The following is a 1,914-nucleotide window of genomic DNA, read 5'->3' as shown; positions in this document are numbered from 1 at the left end:
TCGCCATTCTTGTCTTTCCATTCAGGCCAGCTCAGCACCGCTTTCACTTCCTCATGTTTGGGAAAGCCTCTGCTATGATTCATAGACGAGATGGCGAGGAACAGCTGTGTATTGAAATTGTCATTCTGGTCTTTCCATTCCGGCCAGCTCAGTATTGCTTTCACTTCCTCATGTTTGGGCACACCTTTGCCATTGTTCATGGATGCAAAGGAAGTTAATACATTCAAACTGGCTAAATATGCGAGTTCATCCTGGCTACGTTCGACAAAATCAGAGATATGTTCTTTTCTATTCTTCAGCATGTCGGTCAGCACGTCAGTATTTTTGATGCTTTCAGGAAGGTGCCCAAAAAAAGCAATGGCATTATCGAAGAAACCATTAAAAGAATTTCTCTCTACGAAACCAAGCAGCCTGTAAAAAGAGTACTTAACCGTGATGTTTTCTTTCTCGAATACCACCATCAGGGATTGCACTTTTTCCAATTCTTCATTGGTTAATTCGTATTCGATATTCTCTTTTACTTCTTCCAATGGTTCATTTTTTTTACTCTCAGTCCCCGGCGGGCAGTTGTCACATAAAAACGCTGAAGCTGATTCCTCATTAGCTATACGCTTTAATTCTTGTTGATTCAGTGGCTTGTTACACTTCGAACAAGTTGCAACCGAACTTCCAGTGTCCTGCTCAGCCGAGGGTTTCAGTGGGTCATCGCCCCCACTACCACTGTCGTCTTCTGAATCGGTTTCCTGGCCAGGGACGGCGGCTTGGGAAATCTGGCCGGATTGGCCTGACCCGCCTGTTGTCGCAGTCGACGATGCTGCAGTCGTTCGGGAGGGGTGACCCTTTTTCCCGGAACCCGCCTGACGGCCAGAACCTTTACCAGAAGTGATCTCACGGTAAATACTGAGTTCCTGATCATTATCTGCCAGCCATGTTTGAAGCAGTCCTGGATCAATCGTGGCAGGGTCTGACCTTTCCAGATCCATAAGATCCGCTTCAATCACCATGATCCGGTTTGACAAAACCCGAGCTAGTGTTGTTTGGTTTTTATTAGTAGATAATTGTCGTTTTAATCGTAGCTTACGAAGCAGTTCCTTTTTTTTTTGCAGGTATTTTTGAACAGGGCTGAGAACAAGGTTATGGGCAGGCTGGGGCTGTGGATCGGTATTCCAGTTGTTTCCGTCACTTGGCCAAATGGGGAGGGGAGGCAATTGTTGAGCGAGTGGCATAAACCCAGCCGAATGAGGATTGGTTTTTACAGGTTCAGTCAACTTATTGGTATAAACGAAATGCACTGGTGGTGGGCTTGAGCCGGCTAATCCCAATGCGGGCAGCGACTCCCCAAACATTATGCTCATCAACAGAAGCAGCGGTCGGAGCATTAAGCAGAGAGTTTGGTTTTTTTGTTGGCGTCTCGTAGATTCAGGCTTAAAAAAAATCCGCATCACGGACTCCTTCGCTATTGGAAAAACACGTTATTTTAACGTCATCCGGCTCATGACCATTGAATGACCTCTCATTGGCACCGGAATATATAGCAGCCAGATAGTCAGTGCGCCACGATCGGAGTTGGCGAAAAGTTTTTTTTAAGTGAGAGAGTTCGCCTGACAGAAGCTTTCGTCAAACTTAAAGAAGCGGGTTAGCTTAATTGAGGCTTTTATAAAACGACAGTAGTCTAAAGAAATCTGCTGAGTCAGACGAAAGACATATGCCTATTAAAAAATACTTCCACACCCATCAAATAACTCTAATTCCTGACAACTCTGATAAACATCAGGATCAACCTCTGATAATAAGGGGTCTTGCCTTTTTAACCGCTTTATTTCGCTGCATGCCCGTTGCCTCCATCCTTCCAGTATGTGGTTATCGATATCGATTTTGGCTTTTTTAAGGACGGTTACTGTGTGCATCAGCTCC

At 45.1% G+C, this 1,914-nt stretch carries 2 protein-coding genes; both read right to left on the bottom strand.

Annotated features, from left to right (window positions below; all coding sequences use genetic code 11):
* Positions 1-1,355 (bottom strand): hypothetical protein (locus KDK18_RS11655; RefSeq protein WP_257255077.1); only part of this gene is annotated, 1,355 nt, incomplete at its 3' end.
* 357 nt (positions 1,356-1,712) lie between these two features.
* Positions 1,713-1,914, bottom strand: a 202-nt coding sequence (locus tag KDK18_RS11650) for a hypothetical protein (RefSeq protein ID WP_257255076.1), incomplete at its 5' end; no start/stop codon positions are given.

It is taken from the genome of Endozoicomonas sp. SESOKO3 (assembly GCF_024606255.1).
Note: the sequence above shows the minus strand (reverse complement) of the source record. Positions and strands in the feature narration are given on the sequence as shown.